This is a genomic window from Cyclobacterium sediminis, from assembly GCF_054781075.1.
Genome location: NZ_BAAGVC010000003.1, coordinates 431,837 through 457,511, shown reverse-complemented (window position 1 = coordinate 457,511; position 25,675 = coordinate 431,837). Strand labels below are relative to the sequence as shown.

Annotated in this window: 19 protein-coding genes and 1 other RNA gene; 14 read left to right on the top strand and 6 right to left on the bottom strand. The window is 38.8% G+C overall.

Annotated elements, in window-relative coordinates; all coding sequences use genetic code 11:
- Positions 1-118 precede the first annotated feature (118 nt).
- From ACYVHJ_RS04210 to ACYVHJ_RS04185, 6 genes are all read left to right on the top strand, one after another.
- A complete protein-coding gene (locus ACYVHJ_RS04210) occupies positions 119-364 on the top strand; it encodes an AbrB/MazE/SpoVT family DNA-binding domain-containing protein (protein ID WP_339905166.1) in 246 nt (81 codons plus the stop codon).
- A complete protein-coding gene (locus ACYVHJ_RS04205) occupies positions 355-678 on the top strand; it encodes a type II toxin-antitoxin system PemK/MazF family toxin (RefSeq protein ID WP_460512823.1) in 324 nt (107 codons plus the stop codon). Before ACYVHJ_RS04210 ends, ACYVHJ_RS04205 begins: the two co-directional genes overlap by 10 nt.
- Before the next feature lie 618 nt (positions 679-1,296).
- Positions 1,297-1,686, top strand: coding sequence for a type II toxin-antitoxin system RelE/ParE family toxin (locus ACYVHJ_RS04200; RefSeq protein WP_460512821.1), 390 nt, complete (start codon positions 1,297-1,299; stop codon positions 1,684-1,686).
- Positions 1,683-1,994: a helix-turn-helix domain-containing protein gene (locus ACYVHJ_RS04195; RefSeq protein WP_460512819.1), complete on the top strand. Its 312-nt coding sequence runs from the start codon at positions 1,683-1,685 to the stop codon at positions 1,992-1,994. The genes ACYVHJ_RS04200 and ACYVHJ_RS04195 overlap by 4 nt, the downstream gene beginning before the upstream one ends.
- 134 nt (positions 1,995-2,128) lie before the next feature.
- Positions 2,129-3,037 carry a hypothetical protein gene (locus tag ACYVHJ_RS04190; RefSeq protein WP_460512817.1) on the top strand — a complete coding sequence of 303 codons (909 nt, stop codon included), beginning with the start codon at positions 2,129-2,131 and terminating at the stop codon, positions 3,035-3,037.
- Between the two features lie 210 nt (positions 3,038-3,247).
- Positions 3,248-3,871, top strand: coding sequence for a hypothetical protein (locus ACYVHJ_RS04185; protein ID WP_460512815.1), 624 nt, complete (start codon positions 3,248-3,250; stop codon positions 3,869-3,871).
- Between the two features lie 508 nt (positions 3,872-4,379).
- Here ACYVHJ_RS04185 and ACYVHJ_RS04180 read toward each other — a convergent pair.
- Both ACYVHJ_RS04180 and ACYVHJ_RS04175 read right to left on the bottom strand, forming a co-directional pair.
- The gene (locus tag ACYVHJ_RS04180) at positions 4,380-5,903 is read right to left on the bottom strand and encodes a sulfatase (protein ID WP_460512813.1); all 1,524 of its coding nucleotides are present in this window, start codon (positions 5,901-5,903) and stop codon (positions 4,380-4,382) included.
- 235 nt (positions 5,904-6,138) lie between these two features.
- Positions 6,139-7,209: a glycoside hydrolase family protein gene (locus ACYVHJ_RS04175; protein WP_460512811.1), complete on the bottom strand. Its 1,071-nt coding sequence runs from the start codon at positions 7,207-7,209 to the stop codon at positions 6,139-6,141.
- A 214-nt stretch (positions 7,210-7,423) separates the two neighbouring features.
- Here ACYVHJ_RS04175 and ACYVHJ_RS04170 point away from each other — a divergent pair, with 214 nt between their 5' ends.
- The 3 genes from ACYVHJ_RS04170 to ACYVHJ_RS04160 all read left to right on the top strand — a co-directional run bounded on the left by ACYVHJ_RS04170 (position 7,424) and on the right by ACYVHJ_RS04160 (position 12,889).
- Complete coding sequence (locus ACYVHJ_RS04170) at positions 7,424-7,663, top strand: hypothetical protein (protein WP_460512809.1); 240 nt, start codon at positions 7,424-7,426, stop codon at positions 7,661-7,663.
- A gap of 375 nt (positions 7,664-8,038) precedes the next feature.
- Positions 8,039-10,183 carry a right-handed parallel beta-helix repeat-containing protein gene (locus ACYVHJ_RS04165; RefSeq protein ID WP_460512807.1) on the top strand — a complete coding sequence of 715 codons (2,145 nt, stop codon included), beginning with the start codon at positions 8,039-8,041 and terminating at the stop codon, positions 10,181-10,183.
- Positions 10,184-10,699: 516 nt separating this feature from the next.
- On the top strand, positions 10,700-12,889 hold the full coding sequence (locus tag ACYVHJ_RS04160) for a TIM-barrel domain-containing protein (RefSeq protein WP_460512805.1): 2,190 nt from the start codon (positions 10,700-10,702) through the stop codon (positions 12,887-12,889).
- Between the two features lie 318 nt (positions 12,890-13,207).
- Here the strand turns inward: ACYVHJ_RS04160 and ACYVHJ_RS04155 are convergent, their stop codons facing one another.
- The 4 genes from ACYVHJ_RS04155 to ssrA all read right to left on the bottom strand — a co-directional run bounded on the left by ACYVHJ_RS04155 (position 13,208) and on the right by ssrA (position 16,458).
- The gene (locus tag ACYVHJ_RS04155) at positions 13,208-13,558 is read right to left on the bottom strand and encodes a hypothetical protein (RefSeq protein ID WP_460512803.1); all 351 of its coding nucleotides are present in this window, start codon (positions 13,556-13,558) and stop codon (positions 13,208-13,210) included.
- 357 nt (positions 13,559-13,915) lie between these two features.
- Positions 13,916-14,308: a helix-turn-helix domain-containing protein gene (locus tag ACYVHJ_RS04150; protein WP_460512801.1), complete on the bottom strand. Its 393-nt coding sequence runs from the start codon at positions 14,306-14,308 to the stop codon at positions 13,916-13,918.
- Positions 14,309-14,320: 12 nt separating this feature from the next.
- Positions 14,321-14,614, bottom strand: a complete 294-nt coding sequence (locus tag ACYVHJ_RS04145) for a type II toxin-antitoxin system HigB family toxin (RefSeq protein ID WP_460512799.1) — start codon at positions 14,612-14,614, stop codon at positions 14,321-14,323.
- 1,439 nt (positions 14,615-16,053) lie between these two features.
- Positions 16,054-16,458, bottom strand: a transfer-messenger RNA (tmRNA) gene (ssrA, locus tag ACYVHJ_RS04140).
- 730 nt (positions 16,459-17,188) lie between these two features.
- Here ssrA and ACYVHJ_RS04135 point away from each other — a divergent pair.
- From ACYVHJ_RS04135 to ACYVHJ_RS04115, 5 genes are all read left to right on the top strand, one after another.
- Complete coding sequence (locus ACYVHJ_RS04135) at positions 17,189-18,607, top strand: SLC13 family permease (RefSeq protein WP_339905290.1); 1,419 nt, start codon at positions 17,189-17,191, stop codon at positions 18,605-18,607.
- Between the two features lie 13 nt (positions 18,608-18,620).
- Positions 18,621-19,505 carry a serine hydrolase gene (locus ACYVHJ_RS04130; protein ID WP_460512797.1) on the top strand — a complete coding sequence of 295 codons (885 nt, stop codon included), beginning with the start codon at positions 18,621-18,623 and terminating at the stop codon, positions 19,503-19,505.
- Between the two features lie 174 nt (positions 19,506-19,679).
- On the top strand, positions 19,680-21,230 hold the full coding sequence (locus ACYVHJ_RS04125; RefSeq protein ID WP_460512795.1) for a SulP family inorganic anion transporter: 1,551 nt from the start codon (positions 19,680-19,682) through the stop codon (positions 21,228-21,230).
- Positions 21,231-21,555: 325 nt separating this feature from the next.
- Positions 21,556-22,617 carry an efflux RND transporter periplasmic adaptor subunit gene (locus ACYVHJ_RS04120; protein ID WP_460512793.1) on the top strand — a complete coding sequence of 354 codons (1,062 nt, stop codon included), beginning with the start codon at positions 21,556-21,558 and terminating at the stop codon, positions 22,615-22,617.
- 3 nt (positions 22,618-22,620) lie between these two features.
- Positions 22,621-25,665, top strand: a complete 3,045-nt coding sequence (locus ACYVHJ_RS04115; protein ID WP_460512791.1) for an efflux RND transporter permease subunit — start codon at positions 22,621-22,623, stop codon at positions 25,663-25,665.
- Positions 25,666-25,675: the final 10 nt, after the last annotated feature.

Here is a 25,675-nt window from a genome sequence, read left to right as displayed (position 1 = left end):
TCAACTGACTTGATAACTATTATGTTAACCCCTTGAATTTTCAGCCTAGCGGTTTAAACAGAATTTGGAATAACATCTCGGAAGTGATAACTTTGTAATTACATAAAGTCTTAAGAAAATGGAAATATCAGTGGTGAAAATAGGTAATTCTAAGGGGATTAGACTTAGTAAAACGCTTATAGAGCGGTATAATATTAAGGATAGGATTGACTTAATTCTTGAAGAAGATCAAATTGTTTTGAGGCCATTGGCTACTCCTAGAAAAGGTTGGGAAAAGGCATTTAAAGAAATGAATGAAAATGGGGACGACAAACTTTTGATTAATGATATCTTTGAAGAGGACAATCTAGAAGAATGGGAATAGAACAATATCAGATCGTCTTAGTGAATCTTGACCCTACCATTGGGAGTGAAATTAAAAAGACAAGGCCTTGTGTTATTGTCTCTCCAAATGAAATGAATAAATACCTCAGAACCTTAGTTGTGGCTCCTATGACAACGAACTCCAAAAACTATCCCACCAGAATTGAAGTAAAACATGACAACAAAATTGGCTGGATTGTGGTTGACCAAATTAGAACAATTGATAAGGTAAGGATTGTAAGGCCTTTAGGTCGATTATCAAAACCAGAGATAAAAGAACTAAAAGCCATTATCAAAGAGACTTTCGTTGACTAACTGCAAATCAAACCTATCAAATTTAATGATGTATAGGGCTAAATTTTAGCTTAAAACTTTTTAATCCGTCGCAGTTCCTGTTCCGGTTGATTGTCGCAGCTAGATACATTACCAGACCGTTAATGTTTGCTGATATTTTTTTTAAGGCGTATATTCCATGGATACAAGGGATAATGCCAATTATAGCACAAGAACGATTTTCTGAGATGATTTAGATTAGGCCATTGCAAATGGCCATTTAAAATGACTTTTCTAAAGTTTATAGCCATTGATATAAAGGTGTAATTGCAAATTACACCTAGTCGAAGTTCAACTTCCCAAAATTGAAGTTAAGGAAAATTTCACGATATCCGAAGAAGCCTGAAAGGCTTCAATAATAATAACCGTGCGGTGTCAACCCACGGAAGTCTGAATAAAAGATCAATTGATTTTGGCGGGATTGTTGCTTTTTTCTGCAACAATGCTGACAAAATCTTCTTTATAAATGGCAAAGAAAAAGGGTCTCCTCATCGAAAAGCCAAATATGTTGCAGAAAGTTGAACTAAGGGAGATGTCACGACTAGTTCTAGGGTTAATATTCATTATTTCAAGATGTTGGAGAATTAAAGTTTCCTTTCATTGAAACTTTTTTTACCTTTGGTAGGTATTAATGCTGATTTGATGGACAAAAAGTTTGATATCAAATTATTGGAAGAGGCATTCGGATTTATCAAAAGCCAAAATGATAAAGTTCAGGACAAGATATTCTACAATATCCGAAAGGCACAACTTCTTAATGATCCGAAACTTTTCAAAAAACTAAATCAAAACATTTGGGAATTACGCACCAGATATGCAGGACTACAATATCGTATTCTTGCCTTTTGGGACAAGGATAATAATGAAATGACGCTGGTTTGTGGCACACATGGATTCGTAAAGAAGACAGATAAAGTAAGCCCTAAAGAAATTGAAAAAGCTGAAAAAATCAGAATTGATTATTTTAACCGGAAAAAGAAAGAAAAATGAAAACATACAGTTTGGACGAAGCACAGGATTTAATAATTGGCAAGGTGGGAACAGCTCGCAGAGACCAATTTGAATTTGAGCTTAAACTAGATCTTATTGGTGAAATGATCAAGACTGCCCGAAAGGAACGCCACTTAACTCAAGAACAACTTGGGGTATTAATTGGAGTAAAAAAGTCACAAATTTCAAAACTTGAGAACAATGCCAAAAATGTAACCATTGAGACCATTCTAAAAGTATTTGAGGCGCTAAAGGCAAAGGTCAACTTTAAGGTCGAACTTATCAACAACGAACCTAATATCTTCTGACTCAAGGAAACAGACACTAAAAAACATAGGCAAACCAAATCTTCTGAAAGGTAACCCAAAAAGAGGTTTTGCAATGCATCTAGCAACTGGGGCGCATATTCATTTTGATTCGACGTTATGACCAATTTACGCACATGAAAAATAAACGAATTGTAGCGATAACCTTTTCTCTTCTTTTAACCTTGAGCTCATATGGCCAACAAATCACTCCAGAAGAATTCCTGCAAAAGATTGAATTTTGCAACACCAATTTGCCAAATGAATTAATTCCAGAAATAAAGAAAGAACTAAAACAATTAGAAAATCACTTTATTGAAAGGGGGCTATTAGTAGATAACTCAGGTAAAAGCTATTACAACGTCTATAAACGAATTGCTGAGACAAACTCTTTCAACTTTCAAACAAATATTTCTCTGACCATTTTGGATTCATTAGCTCCCCAAACAATAACGACTTGTTTTTTCAAGCTACTGACAGAGGATCAATTGTCTAAAGTGAATCAGCATCACCTGGAGTCTGCCAGCAACAATGCTAAAGGATTTGATGGTGAAACCACAATTGGTGTAATTGCACAAAGATTTGTTGACCTCTTTACCTCTGAAGACTTTGAACTTGATTATTTTAAGCAATCGTCACTTCTAGGGTTTTATAAAATGTCAAGTCCCAATAATGGAATACTTTCTGTTTTTCCAAAATATGAGGTTAAAAGCAATGCAAACGAATTGCTGCAAATTAACCTTAACGAGCAAAGTGAAATATGGATTTTCGGCAAAGCCATTGACATGGACCACCTTACTAAATTGGTGGAAGATTTTATTAAAATAGATCCAATCCAGAGGGCGATTTCGATTAATTCATCCCGAAATGCGAGCTATGAATCTTACCTAAAGATGATCGAGGCTGTTAATAAGTCCATCAACGAATTAAGGGAGGAACTGGCTAGTCAGAAATTTAAAATGAGTTTTTCTGAGTTATCATCTGAACAGAAAAATCAAGTAAAAAAAGCTGTTCCTAGAAATGTAATTATTAGCGAATTGAAATAAAAGCTAATAACAGTTACTATAATCCCATTGGTTTTGAGCTATTTGCTTAGAGTAGTTGAATCAGTTTATTTGATGGAATAACAAAAGACAAGCCCAAAGAAATTTGCTTGGTGTTGTGAGCCGTAAGATATGAAACACGAAATCATAAAAACCAAAAGGTCAAAATTGATACTTCAAGTGTATCATAACTATTTTCTGTATCACAAGAATATGAAGTCATTTTCAGACAGAAAAGAACTAACAGCATGGAAGAATGAAATCAAATCTAAATCAGCATATTTGGAAGCCGAGAAATTGGTTTTATCTAAACCAGATTATAATCCTGATCTTTTAAATTGCGACTTAATAATTTTAAATGATTTTAATTCTAAATCAGAGATTGAAGCCATAGAAAGTCAAAATCAAAGATGGCAAAAGAAATTAATCGATTTTGAAGTAAAAACGGATGGACAAATTTGGGCAAATCTAAAACAAGTTCAATATTTCACTTTTTTTGGAAGTCAGAGAAAATTTGAGATATTCCAATTAAATATAGTTAACGGCCAAATCGAACTTCATCTTTTTTATGATTTGTTTGAGATTGGTGAACCTAAGCGGGAGAATTTCAAATTGTGTAATTTAGAAATGAACATTCCCATTGAGATTAAAATAAATGGGAAATTAGACCATTCATTATCAAGCGGTCGGGAACGTTCATACAAGGAACACTGCTATATTTTTCACCTAATTGGAGAAACTGATGAATTTGAATTGACAAGAGAACCATTTAGAGGGAGTGTAAAACAAATTCCTAAGCCTTTGAAAACAGTGGACTTAATGAAAGATTTATATTAAGAAAAACAGGTGAGGGGATAATGCCAATTATAGCACAAGAACGATTTTCTGAGATGATTTAGATTAGGCCATTGCAAATGGCCTTTTAAAATGACTTTTCTAAAGTTTATAGCCATTGAAATAAAGGTGTAATTTTAAATTACACCTAGTCGAAGTTCAAAATCCCAACGTCCATTCCTACTAAAATCGTATACCAAGTCCTATGATTACCCTAAGCCCTAAAGGGGCGCAATATCTTAGCCAAGGGTGTCAGCCCTTGGTAAGAAAGATTATAACTATCTTGATTTTGGCGGTATTGTTGCCTTTTTTTCCGCAACAATGCTGACAAAATAACAACGGTACAGCCTTTTACCGAAGCTACCCATTAATCTTTACGCCAACCGAAAACCCCTTTAGGGGTGATATTTTTGTAGCCGGTGGCCCTAGCCACCGAGTTAAATAATGATCAATCCATCATGATTTTGGCGGCATTGTTGCCATTTTTCGCAACAATACTGACAAAATCTCCTTAACGACCACTATATACCTGATCCGGGTAGGGTACGAATTGTCCGGTAGCGTTAATTGTTGGCATTTGTGCTTTGGTCTCTTTCAATAACATTGTCATCAATTCAGCCATTTCTTTGGTTTTAATCTTATTGGTTTGGCTTAGCTCAGTGGATTCACTGATATCATCTCTTAAATTAAATAATTCAAGTTTTTGATCCACATGGTGGTAAATCAGCTTCCAGTTTCCCTTTCTGACGACACTGTAAGGTGGGCTAAAATAGGTGTTAGGGAAATGCCAAAGTAGGGGTCTATCCCCGGAATTAGAATTCTCCCCTTTTAAAAGAGGAACAAAACTTTGACCATCTATACTTTTATTTGCCAAGCTCTTAAGTCCTGCAATTTCTAAAAAGGTTGGGTAAATATCCTCGATGATAATACAATCATCTGAAACTGTTCCCGGATTGGTCACACCTGGCCACTTGACCAATAGGGGGACCCTGATTCCTCCTTCATATGGACCTAATTTATGTCCTCTCAAAGGAAGGTTTTGAGGTGCCTGCGGATGAGGACCATTGTCTGACATAAAAACAACGATCGTATTGTCATCCACGCCAAGTTTATCCAGGTGATTCAAAATGTCTCCCAAGGATTTGTCAATGCCCTCAATCATTGATGCGTAGGTGGCTTCCAGCTCATTTAACCCTTGATCTATGTAATTTTGGTAATAGCGTTCATCCTTTTCCCTAGGAGGATGATTGGCATAATGTGATAGGTACAGGTAAAAAGGTTTGTTGTCCTTCACTGCCTTTGAAATTGCTTTTTGCCCTTCTCTGGTCAGTGCTTCAGTCAAGTATATCTCTTCTCCATGGTAAGCTTCTAGGCCGGGCAAATCCAATAAAGGGTTGCCGGAACCTTTCCAAGCGGAGCTAAAGTTATGGATACCCAGATAGCTACCAGGGCCACCTGTGGCATTTCCACCAATGTTAAGGTCAAATCCCAAGTTTAATGGATCCTCTCCTGGAGTACCTAAGGCCCCAAAATGTGCTTTCCCTACATGAATGGTCCTATAATCATTTTGACTCAATAGCAGTGGTAAATTTTCGTGATGAAAGTAGGTGTGGGGAATATTTGGGACTGGGCTCAGGCCGTTTAGATTCCAATCGGGGGACTTTACCACCTCGTGATCACTATCAGGTGATACGTCTTTTTTCAAGGTCCAGTTGGTAACTTTATGTCTGGCAGCATTTACCCCCGTCATTAAACTTACCCTGGAGGGAGTACAGACTGCACTGGCATAAGCTTGAGTGAATTTCATTCCCTCACGAGCCAATCGCTCCATATTGGGAGTTTTATACCTTTCGTTGAGTGCAGTGATTTCTTTATAAAATGGCACCGAAGTATCCTGCCATCCCATGTCGCCTACAAAAAAGAAAACGATGTTAGGCTGTTTTTTCTTTTTAGGAATTTCCGATCCATGTACTGCGCCGAAAGAGACTACTAAAAGAAAGCTCAATAGGATAAATTTTACATGTTGTTTTATCATTATTCTATAACTATTTGGTTGGCATAAAAAGAATACCAAGGTTTTGGCCTTTTCTTATAGGTCTTGAAAGGTGTTGGTTTTAAATGGATCCACTTCCCATGCTTATTTATCATTTAAGCCTTTTTAACTGGCCTCGGTTTGGTACTGCTACATGTAAAATTTCACTGAATTCACTGAATTCGTCATACCAATTTAGAAAAGTTAACTATCCCGATTCAACGTTCTTAAATACATTTTAATATTGAGCATTTTCTTTTACAGGAATGGTTACAATAAAAGATTCGTTTCCCACCTTGCAGGCCAGTCCCAATACCTTCACCATTCCTTGTTCTTGATACACAAAAGGCCTTTCCATCCTGTCAGGCTTGATATCTTCCCCTTGCAGGGTAGGGATGGCTTTGGTCATAATCTCAAAATCTTCCGTTTTTTCCCAGTGAATACCATCTGTAGAACTTACCAAGCCTATAAAAGTATGGGAATGAAAAATACCGTAGTATTTCTCTCTGTTTTGGTCATACCATAAAGACATGTCTTCAGTATCCATATAATCTATCACTGGCTTTGGTTGAATGATGAAAGGTCCTGTGGGGCTATCACCTATGGCCATGGCTTGATTTCGCACAAAGTTTTCATCATTAGGCTTGTCTCCTTTGATAATCAGGTAATACCTTCCGTCCTTTCCCTGATCAATTGCAGGGTTTACCGTTAAAGTACTTATTGGGCCTGATGGCTCAATCAACGGCTTATCCGATCGCTCCCAGGGGCCATCAAGACTTTCAGCAACTGCTACACCGGTTCTTTGGTTTGGGCGTAGGATTTTCCAGTTGGGATGACTATAGCCAGTTGTACTGGTTTCTTGGAGTTCTTGGTCTGAATAGCTGTCATCTTGGCCCATATTGGTGGAGATATAGTACAAATAATATTTCCCATTAAAGTTTTTGATTTTCGGGTTATGTGCTGTTATGGCATCCCAATGACCCTTTCCTCGCCCTTTTAAGACTGTTTCCTTATATTTCCACGGACCGCTTGGCTTGGATGAAACGGCATGGGCTATTTCTGAGTAAATCAGCCATCCGGTGAATTGGCTGGACCTTGGCCATCTGGAGTAAAACAGGTGATACTGGCCATCCTCACCCTTTAGAATGGAACCTCCCCAATTAAAGTAAACCTCAGAAATAAAAATATTGTCTTCTGAAATGGCTTGGAGCTGACCTTTGATCTTTGGAGAAGTTTGCGCCTTTGTGGCTTGAAAAAAGAATAAAAAGAGTATAAAGAGAGCTAGAAGTTTTTTGCTGAAACTCATCATTTTTTTAAATATTTATTTTAAAGCAATAATATTAAATTTTATTTAAGCTTTATCGATCAATCATCGATTCAAAAAGCTGAATTTTGTTTGACCGCATGCTTGGATAAATAGGAGAGTGAGAGGTCCGAATTCGTAAGGCTTATATCAACAGGTTCTTTAACTGTATAGCTATGAATTTTTGCTTTCTCCTCGATTCCCTTGGCAGGTGTAAGATATGATTTTTGGATTTCTTCTGCTACCTAAAACTGATGCAAAACAATTTGATTATGGAATTAGTCCAATTAATACAATACAAGATTATGATGCTGCAATAAGTAGGATTGAAGAATTGTTGGGACTGTCGCAGGTAGCGGGAAGCTATACCAAAACCATTAATGATTTACTGTTATTTTTTGGCCTACTTTCCGGAGATTTGGAGAATAATACCAATACTATCACATACAAGCTTTTCTGAGGTGATTTGTTTTAGGCCATTACAAATGGCCTTTTAAAATGACTTTTCTAAAGTTCATAGCTATTGATATAAAGGTGTAATTGCAAATTACACCTAGGTGAAGATCAAAATCCCAACGTCCATTCCTTAGCAAAATCGTGCACCAAGACCTATGATTACACCAAGCCCTAAAAGGGCGCAATATCTCAGCCAAAGGTGTCAGCCCTTGGTAAGGAAGATTATACCAATCTTGATTTTGGCGGTATTGTTGCTGTTTTCTGCAACAATACTGACAAAATCTCTTTCCTGTATGCCTCCTGAATTCCAATGAAAATCCCCCCTTGATGGAAATGTTTGTCCTATAATTGTAAATTGGCTTACCAAAGGAAAAAACCAATGAATTATATAAAAATTAGTAGTGCTATTGGGATTTTATTGTTTTTGTTTATTCAATTTATTCCCAACGCCTTTGCATCGGCAAGCCAAATTAATAAAAACGAGCTCACGATTTATGTAGCCCCTAATGGTGACGATAAAAACAAGGGCACAATGGACCAACCATTGGCAAGTCTTATTGGCGCTCGGGATTGGATTAGAAACCACAAAATGAACAATGGGTTTACCGGTCCGGTTACCGTGCTGATACGTGGAGGAGAATACCAGATGTCAGCTCCCTTTGAATTGTACCCTCAAGATGGAGGGTCGCAAGAAGCTCCCGTGGTCTATAAAGCCTATCAGGATGAAAAACCAATATTCAGTGGTGGTAAAACACTAACCGGATTTAAAGTAAATGCAAAAGGTGTATGGGAACTGGATGTGCCGGAAAGTCGCCTTTATAAATGGCGGTTTGACCAGTTGTATGTCAACGGAAAAAGGGCAACTTTGGCACGTACCCCCAATGAAGATTTTATGCATATAGGGGCAGTGAAGCAAAAAGATTGGATCAAAGGTACAGGAAGGGTAGTAGAAAAAGCACAGCAAATCCTCTCTTTTGATGAAGACAATTTCTCCCATCTTAAGGGGATTCAAGCGGATGAGTTGGAGAATGTTCGCTTTAGGGCCTACCATAAATGGGATTTCACCATGCGCCACATTGATAGATTGGACAGAGACAGTGCCCGGGTGTTTACTTCCGGTAAAGGAATGAAACCCTGGAACCCGATTAAGGAGGGAGGTAGGATTGTATTTGAAAATTTTGCTACCGCTTTGGATGCAGCAGGAGAGTGGTATTTAAATCCTGAAGGTACCTTGTATTATATTCCTCGTCCCGGAGAGCAACCCGAGAATGCGGAAGTAGTCGCACCCCTGCTGGAAAACCTGGTAATGGTCAAAGGGGATGCTGCCAATGGGAAGCCCGTTGAACATGTCCGATTTGAAGGTCTTTCTTTTATGCATTGTCATTATGCGGTTCCTCCTACCGGTTCTGAACCCAATCAGGCCGCTGCTTTGATCAATGCGGCAGTGATGCTAGAAGGTGCAAACCATGTTGATTTTGTAAATTGTGAGATTTCTAAAACCGGTCAACATGCCCTTTGGTATGGCAAAGCTTGCCATAATTCTACGGTCGAACGCAGTTATTTACATGATCTAGGTGGAGGAGGAATTTACCTTGGGGACTTCCGACCCCAAAAAGGTGAAAACCATACTTCCCATATAAAACTCCACAATAATATCTTACAGACCGGAGGTTTGGAATACCCCTCGGCAGTAGGCGTTTGGGTAGGCCATAGTTCTGACAATGAAATCAGCCACAACGATATAGGTAATTTTTATTATACCGGAATTTCAGTTGGCTGGGTTTGGGGATATGCTGAAAGCAAAGCCAAACGGAATAAAATCACCAATAACCATATCCACCATATAGGTTGGACCCTGCTTAGTGATATGGCAGCAGTTTATACCTTGGGGAAATCCGAAGGCACAGTGATCAGTAATAATATTGTTCACCATGTTCATGCCTACTCTTATGGTGGTTGGGGCTTGTATACAGATGAAGGTTCCTCTGATATAGTAATGGAAAATAACTTGGTTTACAGTACCAAAACCGGCGGTTTTCACCAACATTACGGGGCAAATAATACCATTCGAAATAATATTTTCGCCTATGCTAAAATGTACCAGGCCCAATGTACACGGGTGGAAGAGCACAGGTCTTTTGATTTTATGAACAATATTATCGTCTTTAATGAAGGGGTCGTATTGCAAGGTGCCTGGGAAAAGATTGACATTGCCATGGACCATAATATCTACTGGAATACGGGAGGAGAGGAGTATGACTTCAACGGTAAAAGTTTTGCGGAATGGCAAAAGATAGGGCATGATAAAAATAGTGTGATCAGAGATCCTCGATTTGTTGATGCAGAAAATTTCAACTTTAATTTTAAAAACAAGAGAGCTGTTAAGCAGATTGGTTTTGAGGTTTTTGACCTTGATAATATTGGTGTCTATGGAGACGCGAGTTGGAAACAAAAAGCCAAATTGCCTTCAGCTATATTGGAAGCATTTGATGCGCAGGTAGCGAAGAATATGGAAAAGGAATAGAAAACCTTTAAATAATTGTAAGCAATATCAATTTCTAATCCTAGCTTATTCAATTGGAATGATGTTAAGCCATAGGGTTTCCTGACCATACTGTGGGAGTGTTGCAATCGCAAGAAAATCAGAATTTATGGGGGTGGCATTGCATCGTTTTGGTGTGATTGGAAACTGCAACAAAGTGGCTAATTTTGGAGTGTTTTCATCTAATAGGTTGTCGATTGCTTGTTTTAGGTTAAACAACCTATGTCTTATGGAAGGGTGTTGAATAAACTGAAATTAATTATTGAATTGAGCCCCTTCATCAACCCGGACCTACTTTATGGTCATAATGTGGGACAAGTTTTTTTACAAAAATTCCTTTTCGACCTCAGTCTATATAAAATAGTGTCGTGAAATTGAAAAATACCGGTTTATATTTGCGGGCTGTTTGCCATTAGCTTAATGTACTTACATTATCGTAAGTAGATTTTTAAAGGCTTCACTACTATTAAAAAACCTAACAATAACCCTTTTGTAATAATGCATTCAATACACTGTAAATCACTGTTTTTAATTTTAGCAACAATTTTTCTTGCCTCTTATTCTTTTATTCAAGAACCTGCCTTGTATTTAAGTGATGGGAATTACCGGTTAAAAGTGGAGCTTATCGGTATGAAAATGGAAATTCAGGACCGATTAGGGACAGTTAAGGTTCCTAAGGATCAAGAATCAGGACTTTTTCTCAATGGCCATCCTGTCATTTCGTCAGAGGTATTAAAAAGCAGTTCAAAAAGTGCAAAGCTAAAGGTGAGCCTGTCCAATGGAGCTTATGCACAGGTTGACTTGGTTTTTAAAGAAGGGCGAATTACTTTAAATGTGTCTCCCCAAAATGATAATATAAATACAACCTCTATAAGGTTTGGAGGGATGCCTGTGGCTTATGGTTTAGGGGATGCCGGAGGTTGGAACAAGACCTTTAACCTAGTTGCTGAAAATGAAAAACGCTTTCGGCTCATCAATGATGGCGCGCGAAATAGGTGGGTGAGCTCATTCTGTATCTTTCCGAAAAACGATTTTGCCGGCGTTTTCTTTTCTCAAGGGAAAAAATCGGTGACTTTGTCAACAAATTCCTATCACCAGGAAATAGAGGGCAAAGGGGCTTCATCCTTCTATCTTTTCGTTGGTAAAGTACCTGAGCTTTACAAGCATTATAAAAATGCCAGGGAGGACAATGGCTATTCAGAAGTAAAGCCAAAGTTTACTTTGTTTGAATTAGGCTGGGAATCCTGGGACGCTCTGGGATGGAATACCAATGAAGAAACAGTGAAAGGAATTTTGGCAAAGTTTCTAAAAGAAGGATACCCCATTAAATGGGCAGTAACTGGGTCCGGCTTTTGGGATCAAGGAGGTACCACTACTAGTTTTGGTCGTTGGGGAGAAAAATTCCCGGAGCCCCAATCCCTAAAAAATTGGATGGGTGATAATGATATTCACTGGATGATAGGGTTGAGGACCAACTTTATACCTCAAGGAGGACCCTATTTCCCAAAAACGACCAAGAGAGATAAAAACTTGAAAGTGAATTCATTTTATGGTAATGAACTCTCCGAGGTTGGCTTAAACAAGGGTTATTTTGTTAAAGATATAGAGGGAGTTCCTTTTCGTATAACTTCCTCTATTTTCCCCATAGTTCCAAGTTATTTGCTTGATGGTAGGAATAAAAAGGCTGCAAAATGGTATGGGGCTTTGTATAAAAAATGGGAAGTAGCGGGAATAAAAGAGGACACCATGATGGATCTTGATTCTTTAATTGGGATATTTAACCAACCGATAAAAAATATTAGTGATGATGGTGGTCTGGTAATGGCTAGAAATGGTGCTTTTGTTTCGCCGGGAACCTTATTGAGGATCAATGATTCTGGGGTAGGAGAAAAAAATTCAAGGATACCGATCAACTATTTCCAGTTCGCTGCTTCAGGTTTTCCCAATGTTTATTCAGATGTGGCAGGTGTCCATAATATGCATAACCTTGCCCAGGTTTCATCAAATATCGAACATGCCTGGCTATTGGCCTTAACGGCTGGAATGGCAATAGGAGCATTTCCGGAGGGTTGGCCGGAAGAAGCTAGGAATACCTTTAAAAAACTTGTTAACTTTCACTATCAATTAGGCCCCTATTTGTATAGTTCTGCAATAAAGGCTTATCATTCAGGGTTTCCTTATACCCTTACCCCTTTACCTTTAGCCTTTCCCGGAGATGATAAAGTTTACCAGCAACAAAGGTTTGAGTGGATGATCGGTGAATCAATTTTAGCAGCACCCTTGCTCTCTGAGGAAAGCATAGAAAAGGTAGCTGTTTATTTACCGGATGGAATATGGTATGATTTTGAAAGTGGGGAAAAATTTGTTGGCCCAAAACTTCTGGATAATTATCCACACGATTTAAATAAGGTACCTGTATTTATCGGCGGAAAGGGGGTAATAATATTAAGGAAGGATGCTTCCCAAAATATAGCCCATGTGTATCCTACTTCCAGTTTGCCGGTCAGTTATGTCCACCATTTTGGTGAAAATAAAAGGGATGCACAAATTAATGTGATTAACAAGGGTATAGGGACTCCTAAGGTGCTAGGAAAAAGTGGTCAAGAGATAGACTTTCATCAGGATAATATTAGCGGTAAAGTAACCTTTAGGATTAGCCCAGGTACAGACTATAAAGTGATTTTTTAAGTATAGGATTTGAAAACCGGTTAGCATGCTATAGGAGAATAAAAACTCAAGATTAAAAAAATGGTACGAATTCTTTTTTAAAGCTTTGTACCATTTTGTGGAGTTGGCGGGAGTCGACCCCGCGTCCAGATTGGGAAACACCTTAACATCATCATGTATATTCACCGTTTGGATTTGCGACCGTTGTTTGTTGGGGGATACACCGGACAACAGCTTAGCTGTGATTGTCACCTTCTTTTTTAACCTCGCAGGGAGTAGCATTATCAAGTCGATACCCCAAATCTTCGAATCCGGTTGAAAAATTGAAGTTCAGAAACTTCAGGGAATTGATTTAATTTTTTCAATCGATAATATCGTAATCACGGGTACAGACATCAGGAAAACAGGTACATCATTTGGAGCTGGTTGAAAGATGTCTTCCTTGTTATCCAGGATCTGAAATTTGATGTTTACAGGTATGGGTTCCTGAGATACCACCCTAAATTCATCTGGTAAGTTTTCAGGAAAATAAAGATCGTCGTCGAATTCTATGAGAAACTGATAAAATCCCCTTGAAGCTACTGAGATGGCCACCTCGGCAGTACCCTCTTTATTCGGGTCAATATTATTTTCACAGGAGAAAATCAGAAGAAGGAAAAATAGAAAAGGATTAACTTTATAAATCTTCATATATTAAAGACGAATGGTACCCAGGAATTGCTACAGTTTCCTCAATTTATTTAATCCGCTGCAGAGACGGTGATAAAGATTACGGGGCATGCAGACTACCAAAGCTTTCAACGATATGTTAATTTACTGAAGAAAGAAAAAGAAACGAGATGCAGAAAGCTTGGGGCGGTCTTGAATGAATTAAGTAACCATGTGATTTAAAAGTTCGAGACCAATACCATTTTGACTTTAAAAACTCCAAAAATACCTGTCAATGTTTGTAGGCGGTTCCTAAGAAAGATAAACAATGAAATGAATAGATGCTTATTTTATCCTCGGAAACAAGGATATTAAATCAAAGTGTTAACTAAAACCTATTTAATGAGCTTTTTTTAGAGGGTATTCCCTTATAAGCCATTCTGCCGGTATTTTCAGTAACTGGCTGAATTTTCTGATCATTGTCAATGACAGGGACTGCTTATAATTCAACACCTTGCTGATGGTCCCTCTGTCACCGTAGGCCTTTGCCAGGGTGGCAGCATTATAACCAAAATCGGCCATCCGGATTTTGATCATTTCGACAGGATCCACTTCCGGCAAATCCCAAAGCTTTTTTTCGTATTGGGCAATCAGATGGACCAAAAGCATTTTTTCCTTATGTGCTCCCGAACCTTTTTCCGCATCTTTCAACTGCTCATACCTTTTACTTGCAGCTTCAAAATCAGCTTCTGATTCCAGTAAGAACCAATTATTATTTTTAAGCGTTTTCATTTTTGCTAATGTTTAAATGGTTGTGGCATCTATCTTATCATATTGATCAAGGGTTCCGATAAATCGAACTTCTACCGTTTTATCCTCAAAATTCACTTCGATAATCAAACGGTATTTATTTCCCACAATTTTAAAGCGTGCCCTATTGCCTTTAATGATCTTAGCAGTTGGGAAACTCTCCAAAATATCCTGGTTTTTTTCCCAATTGGCATTTTCTACAATAACCTTCCAGGTGGTCAGACTTTTGGCCGAATCGGAATGCTTCTTTGCAAAAACAATCAACTTGGTCAAGTAGATAATTACCATGTTTTTTTATTTACTGTAAAATTACAAATATGTTGGTAAAATACCAACATATTTAAATACCGTTCTTCCCTATTTTTTCCTAATGCCATTCACAAGGTTTCTCTAAACCTTTCGTCAATTTTTTCTTATCAAATCAAAACTTCCCCTAAAAGGAATAGATTATTAAACACAATCAACCTACTACTTACTACATATAGGTTGCAAATTAAAGGAAATCAGCAATTTAACTTGTAGTAAGATAAAGTAAATCAAGTTACTACACCTTACTACAGAGAGTGTTTTTGTAGTAAGATGGATTTTGAGTCATGACTCCCATAAGATGCAGGTTATCAATTGGTAAAATGCAAAATGTAGTAAGGTAGTAGGTGTAGTAGGTGGTTTTCACGGAATTTTAAACTTTAAAAATAAATGAAAATAAATATGGCTGATATAATGTTGGAAGCTTGGAAACAAACTGCCTTCTAAGTGGATTCACTTTTTTCTTCAATAAGCCAGCTTTTTCCCGAACTGACTTCCTATTGAGTGTCCCAGACTAAACTAACCTGAGGTACAAGAAATTCCGCTGAGTGGAATATTTTAGCATCATGGAAAAATGATAGTAGGAGCTAGGCTTTCCACCTGCCCGGATAGTTTTCAAATATTTACATATACCTATAATTATCTTTATGCATAAATATTAAAAATAATATACCTATACCTCTATACATAACTTTTCAGACAAAGCGAACGAGACACATAGGAATATTTGACCATTCTTATAGGTTTTTAACTCCATATTGAAATAATAAAAATAGTCATGTCCTAAAATAAGTAAATTTGATTATTGATAAAATAGTCCTGAATAATTCGTCCAGTGCCAAAACAACCTCTTGGTCACACCACCATTTGGCTGTGCCGGATCTTTGCAAGTTGTGTCTTTGTCCTACAAAATCCTATCGGTTTTATTGTGCCAAAAACGAACCTGCCCCACCAATTTCAAACCCGGCCAGCTGGTTTTGGAATTTGGGGGGAATGAAAAATCCTCGCAACTCGGATTTTTAAAGGATGAGAAGAGAAAGGCAACTGATAATGACTAAAGACAAAACTGGATCAAGAACCAACTATCCGGAATTTTCGGATAGTTCAATTGGAAGGCAACGAAAAGGTCACCAGGAACATTGATCATTATAATCTTGATAGGATCATCTCTAACACTTCTTATTGCGGCGAGTAAGCCTGAAGAAATGGAAACCGTGAAAAAATTGGTTATTTTAGAGTATTGAATAGAAACAGGTAATTGCTCATCTTGAATTCTTTTTTTGCATTTTTTTTGATCGTTGAAATTATGGAAAAAATAAACCTTAGCCGGACCGTTAAAGACTGAAACATTCCGCCCCATAATCCGCCCCAGACCAAAAAATAAAAGCCCTGACTACTTTTTAAAGTAATCAGGGCTTCTTTTGTGGAGCTGGCGGGAGTCGAACCCGCGTCCAGATAGGGAAACACCGTACCGTCTACATGCTTAGTCAACTATTGAATTGTCGACCGAAAGCCGCTGGTTGACACACCTACTTTCGGCTTATCTGCTGATCTTAGCCCTGCTTAGCAGCATCACAGAGAGCAGCACTGTCGAGTCGACACCCCAAATCCATCCGGACAGCGCAACGGATGGTGGGATGTGGCCGGGGAGCATCTATCGAAGCTCAACCCTTTAAGCATTATCTATTCCCCTAAGGGTAAGATTAGGCAGCCATGGCGTAATTATCTTCGCCAATTAGGATTTGTATGAATCTTTCAAGGCCGTACATACTCCAGCCTGCATGCGAGCCCAATCTTCACTCCTACTGTCAAAACCGGTCAGCCCCATTTGAATTAAGTTGACAAAACTAACACAAATTTGGTTCCAAAACCTAAAAATTTTTAATTCAACGATTATCCCGCAACCAGCCATGCTATGTTTAGCTTTAAAACCTAGCCCATAATGGACAGGTAATCTTCAACTAAGTTGTGGTTAGAGGTGGATGGTGCTTGAACCGGCAAGTTTAAAACAATAATTCCAACCCACCATCCAATTTCCTCCTTAACCAAATTATAAAAAAAAGGCCATGGAGTCGTAACCATGGCCTTTGAAATAAAAAAGATGAAAAAATGATTTTATCAGAAGTGTATTAAAGCTGTTAATTTTTCTATCACTCCTGTTTTATTGAATATTTGATGGCATATACGCAGCCCCTTTGCTGTTTGGATTTTTTCTTGCCTTTTTTCTTAAAATGTATTATTTCAATGGGTAGTTTATAGCGCTTTTTTTAATATTGGAATACTTCAATGATAGTATGCCTTGGCGGTATAGCTGTCTTAAAGCACTATAAAAAGTTTCATTGCACTATTATTCCAATATTTACTGGTATTACTGCCCTTTATAAAAAGGGACTATCCCGATTTGTGAGATTTGTCCTGATATTTTGTGCCTAATCATTAATGTATTCCATATTTCGGTTTAAATTGCTTCGTGGTTGCCTCGGATCCAGTAGGAGATCTCGATCACCTACTCACAAAGGAACCTAACCTTGTTTTTTCTTAAATTTCTATTTGTTCATGTTTGAAGCTGATTCTAGAAGTGGTGCCAGAAATCTATACAGGAAGCTTAAGTTAAATTGGATTTTTAGTACTTCTACCTTTGTAGGAAATTTTCTGATAGCACTTTTAATTAGCTATTTTTTTAGCAAGATAGGATACGATGCACCCGTCAATTTTGTGTTTTTTATCAGTATTTTGGCCATAGGCTTATGGATTTCTGAAGCCTTACCTCCTTTTGCTGTGGGAATCTTTATTATTGCCACCCTCCTACTTGGGTTTAGCACAGATTTCTTTTTTGATAAAACCATGCCCCCGGAACTCTATGTGAGTACCTGGACAAGCAATGTAATTTGGCTTTTACTCGGTGGCTTTTTTTTAGCAAAAGCCATGAGTTTGGTAGAGCTTGATCGACAGCTTTTTCAATTCACGGTCAAAAAATTCGGTCATAAGCCTGAAGGTTTGCTCCTTGGCTTGATGATGACCACGGCCATTGCCAGTATGATCATGTCCAATACAGCAACCACAGCCATGATGATCTCTTCGATTTTACCTCTGGTGCGGATAATTGGAAAAGACTCTCCCTATGGTAAAGCTTTATTGACGGCCATACCGGCTGCAGCTTCTGTAGGAGGGATCGGGACGATCATTGGAAGTACGCCCAATGCTATTGCAGTAGGCGCTTTACAAGAGAAAGGGGTAAATATCACTTTTATTGATTGGATGGTGGTAGGCTTTCCTACCGGACTGATATTGGTTTGGCTTTTTTGGAAATTCCTATGTAAAACCAGAGACTTTTCATCGGTAACACTTGACCTATCACTCCTTCCCAAAGGCAAAGGTAAGGTCAGGCCTTTTGAAAAGAATGCCGTTATATTCACTTTATCGTTTACTGTTTTGATGTGGTTAACAGAGCCATTGCATGGCATACCTGTTGCTGCCACCTCTGCCATCCCCATAGTATTGCTCACCATGACCCAAGTCATCCATTCTGAACATGTACGAAGCCTGCCTTGGGATACCCTGATGTTAGTAGCCGGAGGACTCGCCCTTGGCATTGCGCTGGTAGAAGTGGGGCTGGCCGAAATAGTCATGGTGAAAATTAACGCCTTGCCCTTACCTAGGCTTTTTATCGCCATTGTCTTTTGTTTAGTAGCAGTGTTACTTTCCAACGTAATGAGCAATACTGCAGCAGCCTCAATTTTGGTTCCTCTTAGTTTGGCCTTGCCGGGGATATACGGAATTGCCGGCCCTGTGATGGTTGCGATAAGTTGCTCTTGTTCATTATTGCTTCCTGTGTCCACCCCCGCAAATGCCATTGCTTTTGCTACAGGCTTGGTGGAACAGAAAGACTTTCGTACCGGTGGCCTGTTCTTTATTTTCCTTGGACCAATATTGGCTTTTTTAGCGGTAATGGCCTGGGTTCTTGTTTTACTTTAACTGACCTATTCCTATGAAAATTCACTTGCTAATCCCCTTAGTCCTTCTATTATCATGTAATTATGGTAACGAAGAAAAAAAACTGACTCAGCTAGAGGAAGAAATAAAAATGCTAATAAATGAAACAGAAGGGGATTTTGCCCTTGCTTTCAGGTCATTGGATGGTGATGAAAATGAATTGTTTCTCAATGAGAAAGAATCATTCCATGCAGCGAGCACCATGAAAACCCCGGTTATGATAGCACTATTGGAGCAGGAAGCAGCAGGAAAGTTTTCTTTGCAGGATTCAGTCATGATTCGAAATTCATTTAAAAGTATACTTGATGGAAGCCTTTACAAAATGGACTTGGGCGTAGATAGTCAAGAGGCCTTGTATCAGCGAATAGGTGAGAAGGCAAGCCTATATGAGTTGATGTATGAGATGATTGTTCGAAGTAGCAATTTGGCCACCAATATTCTGATAGAGAAGGTGGGAGCGGCAAATGTTACACAATTGATGCGTGAATTAGGGGCTGAAGACATTCAGATCCTTAGAGGTGTAGAGGATCTCAAAGCCTATGATGCAGGCCTAAGCAATACCACTACGGCCCTTGACATGATGCTTGTCATGGAAGCCATTGCCAGGCGCAAGGTGGTAGGCTCTCAAAATATGATGCAAATCCTTTCGGACCAGCATTTCAATGATTTAATCCCTAAATACCTGCCAAAAGAAGTCAAAATAGCGCATAAAACAGGCGCTATTACTGGGGTGCAGCATGACGCTGCCATATTAGAGCTTCCCGAAGGCAAAAAGTATGTATTGGTTATTTTAAGTAAAAACCTTCGAGATGAGGAAGCTGGTAAAGAGTGTATTGCCAGCGTTAGCCAGTTAATTTATAATTATGTCAAAGACTTATAGATAAACAAGCTATTTTGCTTGCATTCAGTTTATTCTCTCTGTAAAAGACCAAATAATATTTTAATTAAATATATTTTTAATATCTTTGCGCCTTATTTCCTTATGGAAATCACCCAAAATCCTAATTTTTTAAATTAATCAATCTATTAATAACATCATCAATCTTACAGACCTATGACTCAGGCCTTTTACAACTTATTCAGACCAAAGGAAGCCAATATCAAAGATGAAGTGCTTTCAGGCTTAACTGTTGCCCTGGCTTTGGTGCCCGAAGCAGTAGCATTTTCTTTGATTGCAGGGGTAAGCCCGTTGATAGGCTTGTATACTGCTTTTATCATTGGTTTGATTACCTCTATTTTAGGGGGTAGACCGGGGATGATCTCAGGAGCTACCGGCGCCATCGCTGTGGTGGTAGTGGCTTTAGTTATTGATCATGGGGTGGAATACCTTTTCGCTGCGGTGGTCTTAATGGGGCTGATCCAGATTTTAGTAGGGGTGTTGAAATTAGGGAAATTGATTCGCCTAGTGCCTCACCCGGTAATGTTCGGATTTGTGAATGGTTTGGCAATCATCATCTTTACAGCTCAGTTTTCGCAGTTTAAAACTGTGAATGCCCAGGGTGTTACAGAATGGATGAGCGGTACGCCACTTTACCTTATGTTGGCTTTGGTGCTAGTTACCATGGTTATCATCAAATACCTTCCTAAGTTAACCAAGGTAATTCCTTCTGCTTTGGCAGCCATACTTGCGGTTACTTTGATTGTGATCTTTGGAGGTTTGGATACCCGAACGGTAGGGGATATGGCTTCTATTTCAGGTGGCTTGCCGCAATTTCATATTCCAATGGTGTCCCTGTCTATGGAGACCTTCTGGATCATTTTACCTTATTCTGCGATAATGGCCGGTGTGGGCTTGATTGAAAGTTTACTTACTTTAACCCTTGTAGATGAAATTACAGAAACTAGGGGAAGTGGAAATAAAGAGTGTATAGCCCAGGGTGTAGCAAATGTTACCACCGGATTTTTTGGAGGTATGGGTGGATGCGCCATGATCGGTCAATCCCTTATCAATGTAAATGCTGGAGGAAGAAACCGACTTTCGGGGATTGTGGCAGCGCTAGGTCTGCTTACCTTTATTTTATTCTTTTCTTCTTATATAGAAATGGTGCCTATGGCAGCCCTCGTAGGGCTTATGTTTATGGTGGCCATCGGAACTTTTGAATGGGCCTCTCTAAGGGTATTTAGAAAAGTGCCTAAATCAGATGTCTTGGTGATGATCTTGGTAACCCTTGTCACAGTATTCCTTCACAACCTCGCCTTGGCTGTATTGATAGGGGTGATCATCGCGGCTTTGGTATTTGCCTGGAAAAATTCAAAAATGATCCGTGCCAGAAAGCGAATGGATGAAAACGGAATCAAGCACTATGAAATCTTCGGTCCTTTGTTTTTTGCCTCAGTAACCGCTTTCGGGGAGAAATTTGACCCACTGAATGATCCTGATGAAATCATTATAGATTTTGAGGAGAGTAGAATAGTGGACCATTCCGGATTGGAAGCTGTACATAAAGTGACTGAACGCTACAATAAATTAGGAAAAACTGTTTATGTAAGGCATTTAGACTCATCAAGTAAAGCATTGCTTCACAAGGCTAGCCCTATAATTCATGTAAATTATAAAGAGGATGATCCTGATTTTATGCACGCCGATGAAAAAGTGCTGAAATAGCATAAAACTAAACTGAAATTATTGATCCGGATTGATTTACTCAGTCCGGATTTTTTTGTTTAGGGCCCTTTGCTTTATCAGTAATGGCTGATAATTCCGGCCATCTATTTTAAAGTTCAGCTTTAAAGCATAATCAGGGTTAATTTTTTTTATTTAAACTATGAGACGGTGGGTTTTTGTATGATTCTCAGAGGCTAAATTTAATTTTTAGAGGTTTTTAGATAAAAAATAAAGCCAATGTTTGCATGAGATTTAAATATTTAGTTAATTATAATCTTTCCAAATATTCTTTAAAATAATATTAACCCTTTAGCCAATAAAAGACATGAACAAAACACTCTTATTTTGTTCCCTTGTAATCCTTTCCGCTTGCGGTGAAGAGACCAAGGAGAAAGAGGAAATCCCTATGGAGACTTTCAGGGATGAAGTTCAAGCCACTTCCGTAAAAGTGGGCTTGTCAGAAAAAAAGTCTTTTGATTACCTAATCAATGCGACCGGAAAAATTGAAGCTGAAAATCAAGTAATGTCTGTGGTTGAACGAAGTGGCTATTTAATAGATTTAAAGGTAGAGGAAGGACAACAAGTTAAGGAAGGGCAGGTGATTGCCTTATTGGACAAAACCGATAGTCAGCTGGAATGGGAGAAAGCTCAGGTAAATTTGCGTTCTTCTCGAGCTGAATATGAGAGCCGAAAAATTACCTCTACGGTTGAAACTACTTTTTCTGAAGATTTGAATAAAGAGGCAAGGGATGAATATTGGAGGGCTTCCAGTGGCTTATTGGCCGCGGAAATTGCAGTGAGAGAGGCAGAAATTAATCTAGACAAGACGGAAGTAAAAGCACCAATATCCGGAGCAATAGCAGATTTAAAGTTAAAAAAGGGTAGTTTGGTGAGTGCAGGAGATGAAATCTGCTTGGTGTTAAGCACTTCCTTATTGGAGATGAAAGTCAAAGTTTTGGAATCGGATATTTCCTTTGTGAAAAAGGGGCAAAAGGCGGAAATATATCCTGTCTCCGGATTAGGGGATAGTATTACCGGTTCAGTGGTTAGCATCAATCCAAAAGTGGATGAAAACGGACTGGTTCAAGTTACTTTAAAACTAAGCAAAGGAGGGAGTTTATTGCCTGGGATGAATGCCAGAGCAGTGATAAGAGCTCCTCAAAATAACAATTTGGTGGTGCCAAAAGAAGCTGTAGTATACCGTTCCGGTAGGCCTGTAGTCTTTACCATAGATAATAATGAGGCCATTTGGAATTATGTGGAGGTGGGGAAAGACAATGGTAGAGAAGTGGAGGTTTTGGATGGCTTGGAAGCTGACCGAACAGTGATTGTTAGCAATAATGTTCAATTGGCCCATCAGGCTCCTGTCCAAGTTTCAACAGAATAGGATATGGTAAAGTTTTTACTCTCACGTCCCATAGCTGTCGGCATGACATTTTTGGCCTTGCTTATTTTCAGTGTAATAATGTTTAGGACACTGCCGATCTCTTTGTTGCCACCCATAGATGTCCCGCAAATTATCATAAAGGTTAATTATCCCAATACCTCCCCCGAATCCATAGAGCGAAATGTTTTGAAGCCCATTCGAGAGGGCATGGTAACCTTAAATGGACTTCAAGATATAGAAAGTAAAGCAGGGTCTGAAGTAGGAAATGTGCGTTTGACTTTTGATTTTCAAACAAAAATGGAGTTGGCCTATATAGAGGTCAATGAAAAAATTGATCGACTGACCAATAGTTTGCCCGATGACATGCCCAGACCACAGGTTGTCCGGATCAACTCCAATGATATTCCTATTGTTCGACTGCAAATCGTTCCAAACGAAGGGGTGGATTATGCGGAAGTTTCATTGCTTACAGAGAATGTAATCAAAAAGCGCTTGGAACAACTGGATGGTGTTGCTCTTGTAGACATAAATGGGCGCCAGGAAAAAGCCATTTCTGTAACCCCCAACAAAGCTGTAATGTCGGGTTTGGGTTTTAAAGAATCCGATTTAGTTCAGGCCATTCAGGACGGAAACAGAGAGCTTCCCGGAATTAGCGTAGAAGATGGACAGTTTAGGTATTATTTGCGTTTGGCCAGCAAGCTGGAGACGGCAGAAGACGTGGGGAATCTGCCTGTAAGGGGCCCCGAAGGAAATACTGTTTTACTATCAAAGATTGCAAAAGTTAACCACACCCTATCCAGTCCAACCGGGTATCATTTATTTGATGGTAAAGAAAGCTTGGTGGTAACAGTGCATAAACAGACAGCAGCCAAAATGAACGAAACCATGCCCCTAATATATGAGGCGGTAGAATTGTTTAAAGAAGATTACCCACAGGTAAATTTTGAGTTGACACAAGATCAATCTTCCCTTCTGAACGCTGGAATCGACAACCTCCAAACCAGCTTGTTTTTTGGTGGATTGTTTGCCTTTGCTATTCTGTTTGTGTTTATGGGAAATTACCGCATGCCGATTATCATAGGGATAAGTTTGCCGGCTTCTCTGGTGATTAGTTTTATGGTCTTCTATTTTTTTAATATTTCCATAAATGTGATTTCCCTTAGTGGGCTTGCTCTCGGTTTAGGGATGCTAATAGACAATGCCATCATTGTTTTAGACAATATAAATCGAAAACGAGAGGAGGGACTTCCCTTATTTGAGGCTTGTGTGGTTGGGGTTAATGAGGTGCAGTCCGCACTTATCAGTTCTGTGCTCACTACCCTTGCAGTATTTGTGCCCTTGGTGTTTTTAAGTGGGGTAGCAGGAGCATTGTTTTATGATCAAGCTGTATCTGTTGCCGCTATTTTATCCGTCTCATTATTGGTGGCTTTTATTCTGCTCCCCTTATTGTATTTTCTTTTATTTAAGAACAAAGCCAAAGGTACTTTCAAAGAGGATAGTCGCCTTTTTAAAGGAATGCTCAAAGGGTATAAGATACTGTTTAAAAGGTTTTTTTCAAGGCCGGGTTTGTCATTGGTGGTATTGTTCCTATTGATACCTTTACTTTTGGCATCTGTACAGTTTTTAAAAGTAGAAGGTTTACCAGCCATTGAAAAGTTTGATGTTTTGATTTCATTAGATTGGAATGAACCAATCAATGCAAGCCAAAACAAAAATAGAATTCAGCATTTACTTGAGCAATTGGAAGGGAAATTTACAGTGGCAGAAAGCGATGTGGGGTTAAGGCAATTCATCTTGTATGAGGGAGAAAATGCTATTCAGCAGGCAGATCTTTACTTATTGTTTGCCAATCAAACTGACAAAGAAAATGTTGCAAGGCAGCTTCAGCAATTCTTCCTCAGGCAATACCCTCAGGCCAGTATAGAAATAAAAGACGCCCCCAACGCCTTTGATCAGTTATTTAGTTCAAATCGTCCAAATTTCGAAGTGCGATTTATGAATTTAGAAACAAAGAGGCCGGTAGGTCCCAATCAAATGAATGCATTAATGGAGGCATTTCCCGTTAAAGATTGGTCTAAAGGACCAGGTCTACAAGAGGGGGCATCTGTAATTTTTAAGACTGATCTTGAGAAATTAGCACTCTATGGTCTCGATGTCAATCAGTTGATTACGGCTATTGAGCGTTTATTTGGTGATTATTTGATTACAGATATTCGACAATTTGGAGAGATCATCCCTATACGCTTGAAAAATGATCAACTTGATTTTCAATCCCTCCTGAGGAGAAATTTTCTATATGGTGAAGAAGGGGTTCCTTATGCATTAGATGAGTTTATTTCTTCTGCTTACGATACCCATTATAAGTTTGTAACAGCAGATAGGTCCGGTATTTTCCAATCCGTAAACCTCCATGTTCCAGAACCGACAAACCATGAGGAGGATATTCGTTCATGGGCAGTAAATAAAAATCTTTCAGTGAATTTTACCGGTCAGTATTTCGAGGATCAGGAAACCATAAAACAGCTAATGGGTATTTTAATGGTTTCTATTTTATTACTTTACTTTATTCTTGCGGCACAGTTTGAAAGTTTTTTACAGCCACTTATTGTAATATTTACACTACCCTTAGGTGTAGGAGGGGCTTTCTTGGTGTTATGGCTAACCGGAACCTCTCTTAATGTTATGTCAGCCATTGGTTTGGTGGTAATGCTTGGAATCATGGTCAATGATGCGATACTTAAAATAGACACCATCAATAGACTAAGGGTAAATTATCGAGCAAATGGAACTTTGGGTAAAGAGGCCCTTACCAAGGCATTGTACCATGCAGGAGAAATTAGACTCAAGCCCATTGTGATGACATCCATCACCACGATTCTTGCGTTGGTGCCGGTGGTGTTCAGTGCGGGTTTGGGAGCAGATTTGCAAAGACCCCTTGTCTTTTCAGTAATCGGCGGCCTTACCATAGGTACTTTTACAGCATTGTATTTTGTTCCGCTGGCCTATTATTTTCTTTCCGGCGAGCGTGGTTCAGTGAAATTTCAATAACGAATAGTGG